Origin of the sequence: Streptomyces sp. NPDC057963 (assembly GCF_042887155.1) — a bacterium.
Lineage (GTDB): Bacteria > Actinomycetota > Actinomycetes > Streptomycetales > Streptomycetaceae > Streptomyces.
Genome location: NZ_JBHVPX010000003.1, coordinates 1 through 16,148, shown reverse-complemented (window position 1 = coordinate 16,148; position 16,148 = coordinate 1). Strand labels below are relative to the sequence as shown.

Here is a 16,148-nt window from a genome sequence, read left to right as displayed (position 1 = left end):
GAACTGCCCCGCTCTCCGGTCAGGAGACCGGCCGGCCGTGGTTCGCGTGAACCTTTTCGAGAATGCGCACCGCGGTACCGCAGCCGTCGTCGCCGCCGACCTTCTCGGCGAGTTCCGCCACCCGGCGCGCCACCGAGGGGTCCGTCGTCGCACTGCGGATCGCAGCGCTCAGCGCCTCGGTGGTGAGATCACGCAGTTGGATGGGCGCAGGGGCGACACCGAGTTCGTGGAGGTACTCGGCCCACATCAGCTGCTCCCTGTGGAAGGGGCAGGTCACCTGCGGAATCCCGGCCAGCAGAGCAGCGTTGTGGGTGCCCGTGCCACCTGCGTGGACGGCCGCCTTGACGCGCGGGAACAGCCAGTCGTAGGGCACGTCCTGCGCCACGTACACGTCGTCCGCGGACTCGGTGATCTTGATTCCGCCCCAGCCCTCGACGACCAGCGCACGGTTGCCGGTGCTCCGTACCGCCTCCAGTACGGTGCGGCCGACCTCCTCCGGTTCGAGCCCCCTCATGCTGCCGAAACCGACGAAGACCGGTGGTTCCCCGCTCTCCAGGAACCGCTGCAGATCCTCCGGCGGCTGCCAGGAGGCCGACGCGGGCAGCGACCAGAACCCGGTGGTGTGGACCCACTCGGGCCAGTCCTCGGAGTGCTTCAGCACATGCGGGCTGAAGCCGTGGATGACCGGGGTCGGAGTACCGTCCACGTGGTGGCGGAAATCCAACCAGCCCGCACGGGGCGGCAGCCCCAGCGTCTCGGCGCGCCAGGCCGTGATGAGGGAGTGGGACAGGGGGTCGAGGGGCTGGCGCTCGGCCCGCTCGTGGTCCGCGAGGTTGTCGGGGCTCGGGGAGAGCCCCACTCCGGCCGGATAGTCGCGTGACGGAACGAAGTGGGGGTAGAGCGGGGCCAGTACGTGGGGGACACCCAGACGCTCGGCGATCTGGTGGGTCGCCTGCCGAGAGGAATGCGTATAGACGATGATGTCGGCCCCGTCGGCGGCCGCCTCCCACATCTCACGCAGGATGATCGGGTAGAGACGGGGCATGAGCTCCTTGGCGATGGTTTCCCGGAGCTTCGTCTGTTCGGGCGTGGGATGGTCGTTGTTCATGAGGATTTCCTGCACGTCACGCCGGGCGTGAAGGTCCATCATCTCGTCGTTGAGCGGCGCGAATTCGACACCGTATTCGGCCGCGAAGGGGCCGAAGCGGCGCGGTCCGGCCAGGACCGAGGTGTGGCCCGCCTGATTGAGGGCGTAGGCGAGTGCCAGATACGGCTGAATGTCGCCGCGACTGCCGTGATTCGAATAGATGATTGCTTTCACAGTGTTTTCCCCTCGGGAATGGTGGTTCAGTTGCAGAGTTCCTTGAGCCGCGACACCAGCCCGGCTTCCGTCTGGCCCTCGCCCGGTACCGGCGCGACCTGGACATGGGTCACGCCGGCTTCCCGGTAGGCCGCCAGCCGTTCCTCGACGTAGCCCTCGGTGCCGCACAGCGTGGTCGCTTCCAGCAGCTGGTCCGGTACCGCCGCCTCGGCGGCGGCCCGGTCGCCCGCGGCGTACAGGTGCTGGATCCTGTCGGCCGCCCGGCCGAAGCCGTACCGGCGGATCAGGGTGCCGTAGAAGTTGTGGCCGGCGGTCCCCATCGCGCCGATGAACAGAGCGAGCTGACGGCGTGCCCGCTCACGCACCCGGTGCGCCGACGGCCCGATGGCCAGGAGTCCTCCGGCCGAGATGCGGAGCGGGCCGAGCGAGGGATCCCGCTTCGCCAGCCCCGCCCGGAGGTCCTCGCCCCACACACGGTCGGACCATTCGGGTACGAAGAACATGGGCAGCCAGCCCTCGGCGATCTCCGCGGTCATCCGGACGTTCCGGGGGCCGAGCGCCGCGATCCACACAGGGACCGAGGCCCGTACGGGCGGCGTCAGAAGCTTCATCGCCGTCCCCAGTCCGCTGCCCTCCGGGGCGGGCAGCGGCAACCGGTGCGAGCGTCCCTCGTAGCGGACCGGCTCCTCGCGGCTCCACACCTTCCGCATGATCTCCACGGTTTCCCGGGTGCGGCCCAGCGGATCGGTGAAGGGAACTCCGTGCCAGCCCTCGATCACCCCCGGCCCGGACGTGCCGAGCCCCAGATGGCAGCGGCCGTGGGACAGGGCGTCCACCCCGGCCGCCGTCATGGCGAGGAGTGTGGGCGTCCGGGTGAAGAGGGGCATGATGCCGGACCCGATGTGTACGGTCCCTGTGCGCGCCGCGATGTACCCCATGAAGCTCGGGGCGTCGTAGCCGTAGGCCTCCGGGACCCATACGTGGTCCAGTCCGGCCTTCTCCAGTGTGCTCACCCGCCGCGCCGACTCCACCGCGTCGCCGTCGTACCGGATCTGCATGGACACCTGCATGCCTGACTCCGTGGATGGTTGCGGTTACGGCTGCAGGACCGGCTGGTCCTGGGCGATGAGCTCCTTGACCCGGTATTTCTGCACCTTGCCGGAGGCCGTGGTGGGCAGGGTGTCGAGCAGGTACCACAGTTGGGGAACCTTGTAGGGGGAGAGCCACTCCCGGCATGCGGCCCGCACCTTCTCCACATCGACGGACCTGCCCGGTGCCGGCAGGAGGGCGGCGGCGACGACTTCCCCCCAGCACTCGTCGGGAAGGCCCACCACGACGGCCTCCTGCACGTCGTCCTCACGGAGCAGGCACTCCTCGATCTCCGCGGCCAGGATGTTCTCGCCCCCGCGGATGATCACGTCGCTCAGCCGCCCGGTGATCCGCACCGCCCCCGTGGCGTCCATCGAACCGAGGTCGCCCGTGTAGAGCCAGCCGTCCCCGTCCGTCTTGGCCGCAGTGGCCTCGGCGTCGCCGAAATAGCCCAGCATCTGCTGATAGCCGCGGGCGCAGATCTCGCCCGGTACGTCGAGCGGCTGCGTATGACCGTGGTCCGGGTGGGCGATGCGGCACTCGACGTGCGGCAGGGGACGCCCGACCGTCACGGCCTTGTCCTCGTCACTGTCCTGAGGCCGAGTCAAGGTCAGCACGGACGCCAGCTCGGTCTGCCCGTACAGATTGAAGACCGTGGTGGCGAAGAGCCGCTCCACCTCGCTGATGAGCCGGGAGCGGACAGGGGCCCCTCCGGTGAGGACGGCACCGATGCGGGCCGCATCGGTGCCGTCCTGCCGGGCGGCGTGGACCAGTGCCGTCAGAACGGTGGGCACACTGGTCAGGACGGCGTCGGGGGTCCGCCGCAGCACCTTCAGGAGTGTCTGCGGGTCGAATCGCTCCAGCAGGACGAAGGGGCCGCCGCACCACAGGGGACCCAGGCAGGAGATGACGCAGCCGGCCGTGTGGAACATGGGAAGCGGGGAGACGACCGGAGTCCCGTCGGGGATGCCGAGCACCTCGAAGGTGAATCGCGAGACGTTGACCACGGCCTGGTGGGACAGCAGCACCGCCTTGGGCAGCCCGGTCGTCCCCGAGGTGAACTGGATCTGGGCCGGCACGGCCGCGGCCGCGCGCTCGCGTTCGGCGGGGACCGGCGAGCTCCCGTACAGGTTCTCCCAATCGCTCAGCGACTCGACGTGTTCCAGCAGCGGGAGATCGCCCCGGACACTGTCGACGACGGCCGCCATGTCGTAGGAACGGCTGCGCTCGGCGTACAGCAGCATCGTCGCGGCCGAAAGACGCAAGGCGTGGAGCAACTCCCGCGCCCGTAGGGCAGGGTTGAGCGCGACGAGGGTCACGCCCGCCAGAGCGGCGGCGTATTCCACGATGGGCCACTCGGCAACGTTCGGAGCCCAGATGGCGATCCGGCTCCCCGCGGGCACGCGCTCGCTGATGCCCGCGGCGACCCGTTCGGCCTCGGCGAGCAGCTCCGCGTACGTCCAGCGGCGCGGCTCCCCTTCCTCCGGTACGGCCACGAGGGCCACCTGGTCCGGACGGGCCGCGGCGACCTCCCGCAGGAGCGAACCCACCGTGTGGGAGGCGACCGGGTCGCTGGTGTCAGCGGTCCAGTGCGATTCGGTCAGCACTCTGGTGTCGCCGGGGAAGCCACGTCGTTGCGACGGCTTCTGCGATGTCATGAGTCACTCCGTGAACTGAGCTGGGAGGGGCGCTCGGCGGACGGCGCCTGTGAGGGTGAGGCGGGACGGAAGAGGGGGAGACGCGGGTGGGGCGGGCCCCTCAGGGCTGCGGTTCCCTGGCGTAGAGCCGGATCAGGGGGGCGAAGCGATACGTGTCGTCGAGGGCGTCGGCCGGCTCGATCAACTGCCGGTCGGTCAGGCGCTCCAGAAGGCTGTCGGCCTGCTGGACCGAACACTTCAGCTCAGCCGCGGCCGTGCCGGTGGAGAAGCCGTTCTCCACCGCACCCGCGAGATCGTGCAGGGCTCGCCGGTCGGCAGGGGCGAGGGCCCCGAGGCCCGCCTCCAGACGCGGACGGACGGCCAGGGCACCCTGGGCGAGCGCGTCGAGCCGGTGGTCCTCGTCGCGCAGTCGCTGCGCCATGTGCGCCAGCGTCCAGTGCGGGCGCATGGCCAGGCGCAGGCCGACGATCCGGATGGCGAGCGGCAGGGACTCGCACAGTTCGACTATCTCGTCCGCGGCGGCCGGCTCCTCGCCGGTCCGGTGCCGGCCGGTGATTCTGGCCAGCAGCTCCCGTGCCTGTTCCGTGGTGAAACTGGGGATGCGGAAGTGACGGGCGTCCTCCAGCGCCACCAGGGGTTCCCGGCTGGTGAGCAGGACCGAGCTGTTGAAGCCGCCCGGCAGGAGCGGACGCGCGTGTTCCTCGTCCGCGACGTTGTCGAGGACCACCAGCGCGCGCCGGTCGCTGAGCAGGCTGCGGTAGAGCGCGACTCTCCCGGAGAGCGAGCTGGGCAGGTCCTTCTCGGCGACACCGAGCGCCTGGAGGAACTCGGACAGCGCAGCCTGTGCCGGGACGGGTTCCGGCGTGTGACCGCGCAGGTCCACATACAGCTGACCGCCGGGAAAGTGCGGACGGCTCGCGTACGCGGTGCGGATCGCCAGTACCGACTTGCCCGCGGCGGCCGGCCCGTACAGCGAGACGACGGAGGCGAGCCCGAGCGCCGCCGGTGAACGGCTCTTGGTGAGCTGGCGGAGCACGGGATGGTGCTCGCTCCGGCCGACGAAGTCCTCCGGCTCGTACGGAAGGAGGGAGGGGGACGTCATGCCCTGCCGGTGCGCCGGACGTGTGGCGGTGCCGACCGCGATGGGCAGGGCGCCCTGCCCCAGGACCGTCAGGTGCGCGGCGCGGAGTTCGGCGCTGGGCTCGATGCCGAACTCCTTGCGGAGCATGGTCTCCAGCTCGGTGTAGAGGGCCAGGGCGGCCACCTGCTGCCCCGACCCCGCGAGCGCGACCATCAGGCGCGAGTGCAGCCCCTCGTGCAGCGGGTGCGCCCGTTGGACCTGCTGCAGCCGCGGGATCGCCTCGTCGTACTGGCCGGCGTCGATGGCGAGATCGGCCAGGCGGAGAGTGGCGGCAAGGTGCAGACGGTAGTAGTCGGCGACCGCCGGGTGCGCTCTCAGCCGTTCGCCGAAGCCCTCCAGGAGTTCTCCCGAGTGCATCTGTACGAGCTGGGAGAGGACCCGCTGCTCGCTCGGCACGTCACCGTTCCGCCGGGCCAGTTCGGCCTTGCCGGCCAGCTCCCGGAACCGGAGCAGGTCGAGCTGGTCCCGGTCGATGCAGAGCTGGTAGCCCTCGGGCCGACGGATGATCGAGGGGGTTCCCAGTTCAGCGGAGCGGTGCCGGTCGAGGAAGCCGCGCAAGCGGGAGACGTGCGTGTGCACGAGCTGCTGGAAGGAGTACGGGGGCTCCTCGCCCCAGAGCACGTCGACGATCTCGGTGCGGTGGACGGCGTGGTTGGCCCGTAGGGTCAGGAGCGCCAGCAGGTGCCGCTGCTGCGGCGTACCGATGTCCAGTTCGACGGAGCCGCGCAGTGCCGCGAAGGGGCCGAGGAGCCTGATGCTGAACTCCGAGGTCTCGTCGGGCGAGATCGCGAGGCGTGATCCGCGGGCGCGGGCGCACAGCTGCGGTTCGTTCAGGACTTCGGCCAGTCGCTGGAGGGACACGGCGCGGGGCCTGAGAACCCGGTCCTGCTCGATTTCGCGTAAGGTCCGCATGCTCAGGCCGGATTGCTCTGCCAGCAGACGCTGACTCATACCCACTTGCTGTCTCAGATTCCGCACGAGTCCACCCAGCGAACTGCTGGTGAGGACACCTACGGCCGGTATTGTCTCCACGAATCCCCCTCCTGGCGACATCGGTCGATCACATGTTGATCATGGTCATCCCGCACTGCGGTCTCAATGGCCCCCCTTCGTGAGAATGAGAGATTCCGGCGTGATGTCCGTCACGGGAAATGAATTCCCCTGGAGGTTTGGATGTCTCTGGAATTCTCCGGGGACAGGATTTCTGCGAAATTCGTTTGCCCGGTGCCGTGTTCCTCGTGTATTGGGTCTCGTTTTCGGATCGCGCCCTGCTTCACCGGGGGAGCAGCGTGCCGACCCCGGCGGCGACAGCCCTGGCGCGGATGACGTCCGCCAGCGCGATGTCGTGCACGCCCATGCCGAACGGATTGATCACGACTCGGTCGCTGGCCCCGACGATCCGGGTGTAGTCGCCCGCGACGAGAGCCGGCAGCTCGGCGTCCACGGCCCGGCCGCCGTTCGGCGCCGCGCTGCCCGGCGCGGTCACCCGCCCGGACCGGGACAGCCGGCCGAGCAGCCGGTGGTCGTCTCCGCTCACCAGATCCCAGGAGTCGACGAACAAGTGGTCGCAGCCCATCAGCAGACTCTCGGACGCGTCGTCGAGCGAGACGTTGACGAAGGTTGCGCCCTCAGGAAGCCAGTCCAGCTCGACATAGGGCTCGGTCGTCGTCGTCGCCGCGATGGTGAGCTCGGCCCCGGCCACGGCCTGCGATGCCCGCGCCACCACCTGGACCTCGATGCCGGGCGCGGACCGCCGCCACTCCTCGGCCAGCAGCTCACGGGAAGCGGGGTCGTGGTCGTACAGCAGCACCCGCCGGATGCCCGGGCACTCCGCCGTCAGGAGTTCCTGGTGGGCCCGCGCCTGGCGGCCGCAGCCGAGGAAAGCCACGCTCGTCACGGACGCGAGCCCGCGGACCGCCTGGACGGCGGCGAGGGAGACTCCCGCGGTCCGCAGGGCGCTGACGCGGGCTCCTTCCATCACACAGCTCGGGTGCGCGGTCTCCGGATCGGCCAGCACGATCAGCCCGGCCGCCCGCGCGACTCCGCGCTCGTGATTGCCGAGCGAGCTGTTGATGATCTTGCAGCCGTATCCGGTTCCCGACCAGCCGGGCAGAATCAGGCTGCGGGCCGCGGCGCCCTCGGGCGTGGTCCAGCGGAGTGCGGCCTCCGGCGTCAGGCCCGCCGTACCCTGCCGGAAGGCCAGCAGTGTGTCGCGGACCAGGTCGACGATCCGCAGGCCGCGGCTCAGTTCCTCGACCTCCGCTCCCGTCAGGTACCGGATCGTGTCGCCGGGGTCGGTGCTCACTGCGGCTCTCCGTTCTCGAGCCGGGCCGCTGCCAGGGCTTCCAGGGCGGCCAGGACTCGTTGCCCCGCCTCCGGAGGTACCGGAAGGGGATGGGCGTATATCTGCTCGTACTTCTCGCCGGCGTCGGGACAGATGCATGCGACCTGGGAGACGGCCGGTGTGTCCTGGGCGTGGAGGAGCGCGGCGAGAACGGCGGCTCCGCCCGAGCCGCCGAGCCGGACGCCCGTGCTCGTGGCGATCCGGCGGCAGGCCACTGCCGCGTGTACGTCGTGCAGCGTGAAGGCCCTGTCCCACTGGCCGCCGGTGAGGAACCTCGACCGCTGGCCCGAGCCGAAGCCCGGCAGTTTGAAGGGCCGGTCGTCGGGTGCTCCGCCCAGTGCCGCGGATCCCACGGCGTCCACGGCCAGCAGCCGCGCCTCCGGGCGGTGCTCGCGGAAGTAACCGGCGATGCCGGCCAGGGTGCCGCCGGTGGACACCGCGACGGATACGGCGTCGAGGCGACCGCGCGGTACGGCCTGTGCGAGTTCGGCGGCCGTGCTCCACCGGTGCACCCAAGGGTTCGCCGGATTCTCGTACTGGTCGGTCCACACCGCAGTCGCGTCGCTCGCCAGGATGTCCCGGACGGCGTCCAGCCGCGCGGTCAGGGTTCTGCCGCCGGCGATCTCGCGGACCACCACGACATCGGCGCCGTGGGCGACCATCCGGTCGACGCTGTGCTGCGGTGTACTGGGCTCGACGACGAGGGTGCACCGGTACCCGCGCTCCGCGCAGAGTCCGGCCAGGGCGACCCCGAGATTCCCCGAGGTCGACTCCACGACCCGGTTTCCCGGGCCGAGCCTGCCGGCCGCCTCCAGCGATCCGAGGAGGGCCTCCGCAGTGCGGGCCTTGATGGAACCGAAGCAGTTCTCGGCCTCCATCTTCAGCCGGACGCGGACCGTACGGCCGCGGACCGGGACCTGGAGGGAAAGCAGTGAGGTGCCGCCGATGACGCGTTGGCGCGCCGACAGTCCGCCGCTCATGCGGACGGCATTTCTCGGGTCCGTGCGCCATCGCCGCCGGGTCCGATCTGCGACAGGTCGTATCCGTCCGGGTAGCCGGGATAGGTCCTGGACGTCGGACGGGTCAGCAACCGGGCGACGGACTTCGGCGCGAGCCGCTCGGCCCGCGCGTGGCCCCGAAGGCCCAGCCGGTTCAGGGTTCGCGCCCAGGCCGGGGGCTGCGCGATACCGAGCGCGCGCAGGGCCTCGGCGTCGAGCCGGCACGGCAGCGTGGCCGCCACCACGGCGTCGAGGGGGCGGGGGTACCAGGACGAGTAGAGCCTGAGGAGCGACGTACCGACGCGATGGTTGCTGGCGGCCGGCTGGAACCTCTCCCGCTCGTACTCCCGGTTGAACCGCTCGAACGCGTCGTAGTCGGTCGGCAGCCCCTTGATGTTCATGCGCCGGCCCACGCCCACGAAGAAGTAGAAGGCGGCGAGCTTCTCCACCGTGCTGACCCGGCGCCAGGCCCAGCGGTCGATCCAGCGGACCGGCTCGAAGATGAAGGTGGAGAGCACGTAGAGCATGTCCTGGTTCGCGATGTCGAAGCGGCTGTGGGCCCGGTTGATCTGACGCAGTGCCTGGCGGCCGCGCTCGGAGTCGTAGCCGCCCCTGACCATTTCGCCGAGCAGGATGCGGGTTTCGTCGTAGCGCTTCTGCCCCCGGTGGGCGAACTCCCCGGTCCCGTCGAGCATCTCGGAGATCACCGGCACGCAGCAGGTGCGCCAGATCGCGACTTCCAGGCCGCGACCGTAGTCCCAGGGGAACTCGTGGTCGGAGGAGATCCGGTGGATCCGCTCGTGGTCGGCCTTGGGATCCAGCGTCTGCAGATAGCGCAATGTGGCATAGCGGTTTCGCATGTCCGACAGCCCTCCAGCGCGTCAGAGTGGTGTGATGCCAGAGGTGTCGACGATCTCCGGGCGGGCCGGATCGAACCTGCCCGTCTCGAACCGCCACTGCAACTGCCCGCTCAGCCAGTTGCGCAGTCCCTCGGCATGACGTTCCAGTGCCTCTTGAATCCGATCGTCGGCACCCGCCCGCCGGGCGTTCTCGAAGCAGCCCGCGGCGAGTTCGGTGAAGCGGTCCACGCGTACCTGGATCATGCGGGCGACGGCGTCGGCGGCGGTCTGCAGATCCGTGCCGTGTGCCCGCTGGTGGACCAGGACCAGGTTGTGCGGGTCTCCCAGGAGCGCTTCCTTCTCGCAGGAGAAGAGATCGTTCGTCCACAGGTCGGCGTCGGACAGCGCCTGATTCATCTCCGCGAACTCCGGCAGGCCGTAGACGGCCTCCGGCACCTCCCAGTGCCGCGCGATTTCGACCAGGTCGAGGTACGGCATCAGGGCGCAGCCGCGCATCCGCAGGTATTCGTCGACCGCGGGCAGCCGGCCTGCCGAGCGATTCCCGGCCTCCCAGATGCAGGTCTCGAAGAAGGCGGCGACGTGCGCGGTGAACCTCTCCCGCCAGAGGGGAGAGGTGCGGGCGCAGGTGCGCTCCCACAGATCGTGGAATGCCGGCCGGAATGCCGCGGTGAAGGAGTCCTGTCCGAGCGGGTCCGCGACCGGCGGCACCCCCTCGGGCGGCAGCCAGCCGAGCACCGTGGCGCATACGCGGCGCAGCCGGTCCGGCTCGGTGCCCAGCCGCGTCTCGTCGAACTGGTCGTCCAGCACCAGCATGCAGCTGATCCAGTCGGTGACCAGAGAGAGTTCAGAGAATTCGGCATAAGGGTAGGCGCGGGCCATCAACGTGCCGAGAAGTGAATCCTCGTGATGGCGCCGTGAAATTTCGTCCGGTACCAGGCCGAACCTGCGGACAAATTCACGGGTATGCCCCTCCACGCGATGGACGAGCGGGCTTATGCGCGGAAGGAATTCGACATTTATATGCGGTATTCGCAGAGGTGAAGTCATCGCGCCAACCGTTGATTGGGAAATCGACGGGCCCGATCGTACGTGCCGCCGGACCTGGCCGACTGGACATGACCTATATGTGAAACTGCCTCTTGAATGAGCATGGAGCCGGGGTAGGTTTTCGAGCGGTCCGCTAAGACGGACAGCTGTACCGCACTTGCTCGTCCGGTATCCGATTCAGAGGCGTCAAATGTCTTCCTCGATTCCTGTAGTCACCTCGTGCGGTGGATGGATTCGCCGGTACCGGCACGTTCCCTCGCCCCGGCTGCGCCTCGTGTGCTTCGCCCATGCCGGGGGATCGGCCGCCGCCTTCCGCGCCTGGCCCGGACTGCTGCCGGACGACGTGGAACTGCTCGCGGTGCAGTACCCCGGCCGACAGGACCGGTTCCGCGAACCGTGCGTGGACTCGATGGGGCCCATGGCCGCCGGCATCGCCGCGGCGCTGGCGCCTTCCCTGGAGCGGCCGCTGGCGTTCTTCGGTCACAGCATGGGCGCCGCCGTCGCGTACGAGGTCGCACTGCTGCTGGAGCGGGTGCACGGGACCGCGCCCGTCCACCTGTTCGTCTCGGGCCGCTCCGCTCCCTCGCGGCCCCGTCACACCAGAGAGCTGCACCGGCTCGACGACGACCTCCTGCTGGAGGAACTGACCGCCCTGGGCGGCATGGACGAGGGAGTGCTCGCCGACCCCGGCCTCAAGGCCGTGGTCCTGCCGGCATTGAGAGCCGACGTCCGGCTCGTCGAGACCTACCGGGCGGAGCCAGGGCGCCGGACCGGCTCACCGCTCACCGCGTACTGCGGCGACGCCGACGCCAGAGTCACGGCAGCGGACCTGCTTGCCTGGTCCGAGCACACCACCGCGGACTTCACCTCGCGCCTCTTCGCGGGAGACCACTTCTACCTGAGCGACCGGGCACCGGAGCTCGTGGCCGACGTGGCTGCCCGGCTGGAGTACGCCGGACACCCGGGGCAGGTGGCATGAACGGCCCCTCCGTCCTGGCCGAGCGCCACGAACCCGGCGTCATGCTGGTGACGCTCAACCGCCCGCACCGGAAGAACGCCCTCACCGACGAGATGCTGGAAGCCCTGGAGGCACTGTGCCGCCGGGTGGCAGAGGACGACTCCGTCAGGGTGCTCGTGCTGACGGGCGCCGACGGCGCGTTCTCCTCCGGCTTCGACCTGGACGGCATGGAGCACATGACCTCCCTGCCGCCGCTGGAACTGCAACGCCGCGTCGAGCGGCAGGCCGCGGCGGTCAGCGCCCTGCACGAGCTGCCGAAGGCGGTGATCGCGGCCGTCGACGGCGCGTGCGTCGGCGCGGGACTGTCCCTGGCGCTCGCCGCGGACATCCGGGTCGCCGCCGCGCGCGCCCGGTGGCGTGCGGCATTCGTACGGGTCGGGCTGTCCGCGGGTGACCTGGGCGCCTCCTGGCTGCTGCCCCGGATCGTCGGCCTCGGCCCCGCTCTCGACCTCATGCTCAGCGGACGGACCGTCAGCGCGGAAGAGGCGTTGTCCCTGAAACTGGCGAACCGGGTCGTACCCGACGGCGTGCTGCTGACCGAGGCGCTCGCACTGGCGGCGGACATCGCGGCCAACAGCCCGGTCGCCGTCGCCGTCACCAAATCCGTCGTGCACACCAACGCCGGCGCGACGTCCCTGGCGGACGCCCTCAAGCACGAGTCGGCGGCCCAGGTCATCGCGGCGAAGTCGGCCGACGCGGAGGAAGCCGTTGCCGCCTTCCGCGAGCGGCGCCCACCCCTCTTCACCGGACGGTGAGGCGGGCCGCCGGGGCGCCCAACCACGTGTGCGGCAGCGGCAGTTCCGGTCGTACAGGGCGCGTCCAGCCCGACCGCGCCGGGCCTGCCTAGCATCGGCCACTGCTCCACGATCAAGATCCAGGACTTGGAAGGACAGCATGCTGAACACTGCTGCGAGCTGGCGGCCGCTGGAGCTCACCCCCGCCAGTACCGGTGCCGATGCGACCCCGGCAGGGCTCGTGGAGTACGCGCTGCGGCCCGGTCTCGCCGAACTGCTGGTACAGGAGAAGGCGTTGGTCCTCCGCGGTTTCGGAGTCTCCTCCGGGACCTATGACATGGTCGCCGACGCCCTGCTGCCGCAGCGGCTGGCGTACATCCACGGGAACTCCCCGCGGACCAAGGTCGGCCACGTCGGCGAGAACGTCTACACCTCCACCGAGCACCCGCCCGAATACCAGATCTCCCTGCACAACGAGATGTCCTACGCCCACCAGTGGCCGGGACGCCTGCTGTTCTACTGCGACCGGGCTCCGACCTCCGGCGGCGCCACCCCGGTGGTCGACGCGCAGCTCTGGCTGGAGTCCATCGACCCCGCGATCAGGGAGGCATTCGCCGGCGGAGTCCGCTACACCCAGAACCTGCACGGCGGCCACGGACTGGGCAAGAGCTGGCAGGACACGTTCGAGACCGAGGACCGTGCCGAGGTGGAGGCGTTCCTCGCCGGCACCGGCGCCGACTGGAAGTGGAAGTCCGACGGGATCCTGTGGATCAGCCAGGTCCGGCCCGCGACCCTGCGCCACCCGGTCACCGGCACCGAGGTGTGGTTCAACCAGGCCGACCAGTTCCACGTCGCCGGCCTGGGCGAGGACGCGGCCCTGCTGATGGAGCTGGTGTCCGAGGACGAGATGCCGCAGGCGGCCTCGTACGCGGACGGCACCCCGATCCCCGCCGAGCACATCACCCACGTCCAGGAAGCGGGGCTCCGGCACGCCGTGGACGTGGACTGGAACGCCGGAGACCTGCTCCTCATCGACAACGTCCTGGTCGGCCACGGCCGCCGCCCCTACACCGGGAACCGCCGCGTACTGGTCGCGATGTCCGACTAGGGCGTGTTCCGAAAGGAGCACCGTTCGCCCGAAGGGCGGGTTCCGCAACGCCGCGAGCGTGCGTGCCGGACGCCGCGGGACAGGCGGGACTTTCAGAACACGCCCTGGAGCACCGCCCGTTGTGGACGGGGTCGGCCAAGACCCCTATTGCGGTGCGTGGACCCGCGCCGCCCCGTGGTCGAGATCCACGAGCCCGAAGCCGACTGGAGGAAATGAACATGACCCCGAGTGAAAGCCCCCGAGACCTCCGCGTCGGGCTCGAAGACATCCTGCCGCTCTCACCGCTGCAGGAGGGCCTGCTCTTCCACGCGCACTACGACGGCCGGGAGCGGGACGTGTACACCGTCCAGCTCGGAGTCGACCTGACCGGTCCGCTCGACGCCGGCCGGCTCCGCGAGGCGGTCCACGGCCTGCTGCGACGCCACCCCCAGCTGCGCGCCGGATTCCGGACCACCGCCTCGGGCAAGCCCGTGCAGTTCATCCCCCGGCAGGCGGATCCCGCCTGGCAGGAGGCCGACCTCACGGCACTGCCCCCGGCCGACCGCGATGCGGAGCTGGACCGGATCGCCGACCGCGAGCGCCGGGCCGGCTTCGACATCGCCAAGCCCCCGCTGATCCGCTCGACCCTCGTCCGGCTGGAACAGGGACTGCACCGGCTCATCCTGACCAACCACCACATCCTGATGGACGGCTGGTCGGGCCCGCTGGTCCTGAGGGAGCTCCTGGCCCTGTACGAGCACGGAGCCGACAGCGCGGTGCTGCCCCCGGCCACCCCCTACCGGGCCTACCTCGCGTGGCTGGCGGCGCGGGACCGGCGCACCTCGCTGGAGGCGTGGCGCCTGGCCCTCGACGGACTCGACGAGCCCACGCGACTGGCGCCGGCCGGCGGCCCCGAGGACGTACCGGCGCCCGCCGAGCAGATCGCCCTGAAGCTCCCGGACGCCCTGGGCGCGGCCCTCCACCAGCAGGCCCGTGACCACGGCACCACCGTCAACACCGTCCTCCAAGCCGCCTGGGCGATGCTGCTGAGCAAGCTGACCGGGCGCGAGGACGTCGTCTTCGGCTCCACCGTCTCCGTCCGCCCGCCCGAGATCGCCGGCGTCGAGACCATGATCGGGCTGTTCATCAACACCATTCCGGTGCGGGTACGGCTGCGGGCACAGGAAACCCTCAGCTCGCTGCTGACCCGGGTGAGCGCCGAGCAGACCGCCCTGATGGAACACCAGTACCTCGGCCTGGCCGACATCCAGGGCCTCGTCGGTGTCGGGGAACTCTTCGACACCTCGGTCGTCTACGAGAACTACCCCGTCGACCGCGCCACCCTCGGCTCGGCGGTCCGCGGACTGCGCGTCACCGGCGCCAAGGGCCACGACGCCACGCACTACGCGCTCGGCCTGATCGCCGCCGCCTCCGGAGACCGGCTGGAACTGCGGCTCGAACACCGCCCGGACCTCTTCGACCGGGCCGCCGCCGGCACCGTACTGACCCGCTACCGGCGGATTCTCGAAGCCTTCGCCACCGAACCCGGCCGTCCCTCGGGGCGGGTCGACGTACTCGACGACGCCGAGCGCCGACTGCTTCTCGAAACCTTCAACGACACCGGCCAGGAGGCGCCGGAAACCACCGTGGTCGGCATCCTCCAGGAGCAGGCCGCCCGCACCCCCGATCACCCCGCCGTCGTCTTCGCGGGCGCCGCCGCCGGCTTCGCCGAGTTCAACGCCGAAGCCAACAGGCTGGCCCACCATCTCCTCGCCCGGCGCATCGGCACCGAGAACGTGGTGGCCCTCGCCCTGCCGCGGTCGCCGCAGAACCTCTCCGCCCTGTTCGCCGTACTGAAGACCGGCGCCGCCTACCTGCCGCTCGACCCGGACGATCCCGCGGACCGCGTCGCCTCCCTCCTCGACGGCGCCCGGCCCGCCCTGGTGCTCACGACACGAGACCGGGCCTCCACCCTGCCCCGGACGGACGTCCCCGCCATCGTCCTGGACGACCCGGCCGTCGTACGGGAGGTCGCGCAGCGCCCGGCGACGGACCCCGTGGACGCCGACCGCCCACGTCCGCTGCTCCCCGAGAACATCGCCTATGTGCACTACACCTCGGGCTCCACCGGCACGCCCAAGGGCGTCGCCGTCCCGCACCGGGGGCTCACCAGCCTGTTCCTCAGCCACCGGGCACAGGTGTACCTCCCGGCCGCCGACGCCCTGGGCAAGGAGCGCGTCCGTGTCGCACACACCGCGGCGCTCTCCTCCGACGCGCTCTGGCCGCCTCTGCTGTGGATGCTCGCCGGCCACGAACTGCATCTCATCGAGGATGCGGTACGCCGCGACGCCGAGGCCCTCGTCGGCTACGTCACCACCCACGGCATCGATCTCGTGGACGTCACTCCGTCCTACGGCCGGCTGCTCGTCGCACAGGACCTGCTGAACGACGGACGGCAGGCCGGTGGCACCACCCCGGCCGCGGTCATGGTCGGCGGCGAAGCCGTTCCGCAGTCCCTCTGGGACCAGCTGCGTGCCTCCGCCCCCCTGAGCCACAACTTCTACGGGCCGACCGAGACCACCGTCGACTCCGTCGTGGCATCCGTGACGGACAGCGAGCAGCCGAGCATCGGCCGGCCCGTCGGCGACACGCGGGTGTATGTGCTGGACGGTGGGTTGCGGCCGGTTCCGGTGGGGACGCCGGGGGAGTTGTTCCTTGCGGGTTCCGGGGTGGCTCGTGGGTATGTGGGCCGGCCGGGTCCGACGGCGGAGCGGTTCGTGGCGGATCCGTTCGGTGGTGGTGGGGGCCGGATGTACCGGACGGGTGATGTGGTGCGGTGGCGTGCGGACGG

Annotated in this window: 12 protein-coding genes; 4 read left to right on the top strand and 8 right to left on the bottom strand. The window is 70.5% G+C overall.

From position 1 onward, the window contains the following. Positions 1 to 19: 19 nt before the first annotated feature. The 8 genes from ACFVT1_RS07305 to ACFVT1_RS07270 form a co-directional block, all read right to left on the bottom strand. A complete protein-coding gene (locus ACFVT1_RS07305) occupies positions 20 to 1,321 on the bottom strand; it encodes a glycosyltransferase (protein WP_389793389.1) in 1,302 nt (433 codons plus the stop codon). Positions 1,322 to 1,347: 26 nt separating this feature from the next. Next, positions 1,348 to 2,391 carry an LLM class F420-dependent oxidoreductase gene (locus ACFVT1_RS07300; RefSeq protein ID WP_389793387.1) on the bottom strand — a complete coding sequence of 348 codons (1,044 nt, stop codon included), beginning with the start codon at positions 2,389 to 2,391 and terminating at the stop codon, positions 1,348 to 1,350. A gap of 24 nt (positions 2,392 to 2,415) precedes the next feature. Next, on the bottom strand, positions 2,416 to 4,068 hold the full coding sequence (locus tag ACFVT1_RS07295) for a class I adenylate-forming enzyme family protein (protein ID WP_389793386.1): 1,653 nt from the start codon (positions 4,066 to 4,068) through the stop codon (positions 2,416 to 2,418). Between the two features lie 100 nt (positions 4,069 to 4,168). Further along, positions 4,169 to 6,262, bottom strand: a complete 2,094-nt coding sequence (locus ACFVT1_RS07290) for a BTAD domain-containing putative transcriptional regulator (RefSeq protein ID WP_389793385.1) — start codon at positions 6,260 to 6,262, stop codon at positions 4,169 to 4,171. 220 nt (positions 6,263 to 6,482) lie between these two features. Beyond that, positions 6,483 to 7,514, bottom strand: a complete 1,032-nt coding sequence (locus ACFVT1_RS07285; protein ID WP_389793384.1) for an ornithine cyclodeaminase — start codon at positions 7,512 to 7,514, stop codon at positions 6,483 to 6,485. After that, on the bottom strand, positions 7,511 to 8,533 hold the full coding sequence (locus ACFVT1_RS07280) for a pyridoxal-phosphate dependent enzyme (protein ID WP_389793383.1): 1,023 nt from the start codon (positions 8,531 to 8,533) through the stop codon (positions 7,511 to 7,513). Before ACFVT1_RS07280 ends, ACFVT1_RS07285 begins: the two co-directional genes overlap by 4 nt. Beyond that, positions 8,530 to 9,411, bottom strand: a complete 882-nt coding sequence (locus tag ACFVT1_RS07275; RefSeq protein WP_389793382.1) for an oxygenase MpaB family protein — start codon at positions 9,409 to 9,411, stop codon at positions 8,530 to 8,532. The genes ACFVT1_RS07280 and ACFVT1_RS07275 overlap by 4 nt, the downstream gene beginning before the upstream one ends. A 21-nt stretch (positions 9,412 to 9,432) precedes the next feature. After that, entirely contained in the window at positions 9,433 to 10,290 is an 858-nt protein-coding gene (locus tag ACFVT1_RS07270) for a terpene synthase family protein (protein ID WP_389793381.1), read from the bottom strand. A gap of 442 nt (positions 10,291 to 10,732) precedes the next feature. Between ACFVT1_RS07270 and ACFVT1_RS07265 the strand changes: the two genes are divergently transcribed. The 4 genes from ACFVT1_RS07265 to ACFVT1_RS07250 all read left to right on the top strand — a co-directional run. Beyond that, entirely contained in the window at positions 10,733 to 11,437 is a 705-nt protein-coding gene (locus ACFVT1_RS07265) for a thioesterase II family protein (RefSeq protein ID WP_389793380.1), read from the top strand. Beyond that, positions 11,434 to 12,231: an enoyl-CoA hydratase/isomerase family protein gene (locus ACFVT1_RS07260; RefSeq protein ID WP_389793379.1), complete on the top strand. Its 798-nt coding sequence runs from the start codon at positions 11,434 to 11,436 to the stop codon at positions 12,229 to 12,231. The genes ACFVT1_RS07265 and ACFVT1_RS07260 overlap by 4 nt, the downstream gene beginning before the upstream one ends. A 139-nt stretch (positions 12,232 to 12,370) precedes the next feature. Continuing rightward, complete coding sequence (locus ACFVT1_RS07255; RefSeq protein WP_389793377.1) at positions 12,371 to 13,318, top strand: TauD/TfdA family dioxygenase; 948 nt, start codon at positions 12,371 to 12,373, stop codon at positions 13,316 to 13,318. Positions 13,319 to 13,536: 218 nt separating this feature from the next. Continuing rightward, a partial coding sequence (locus tag ACFVT1_RS07250) for a condensation domain-containing protein (RefSeq protein WP_389793376.1) occupies positions 13,537 to 16,148 on the top strand: 2,612 nt, incomplete at its 3' end.